The 211-nt window shown below is 54.0% G+C and carries 1 pseudogene; it reads left to right on the top strand.

The features are described 5' to 3' along the window. A pseudogene (locus ADH52_RS11885) lies at positions 1-211 on the top strand (hypothetical protein); the annotation flags it as partial.

Below are 211 nucleotides of genomic sequence, written 5' to 3'. Positions count from 1 at the left end.
GACTGTAGGGACTTATCAGTCGGGTGATTTCGCCAAACTCCAGTCTGTCCAACGCTTTGCGATGGCCTACCAACAGGCAACCAAGCAGATGGAGAGTCGTGTTGAACGAGTGAAGGCTGCCCAGGAGAGGGACAAGGTTCGTTTTGAAGCCTTGGCTGCAGAGGATCGAGCCAAGAACGGTTGGAAAGACCTGGCAATTGGTGTGGTGACC

This window comes from Streptococcus pseudopneumoniae (genome assembly GCF_001072665.1).
GTDB classification, from domain to species: Bacteria; Bacillota; Bacilli; order Lactobacillales; family Streptococcaceae; genus Streptococcus; species Streptococcus pseudopneumoniae_S.
This window is presented reverse-complemented; position numbering and strand designations above follow the sequence as displayed.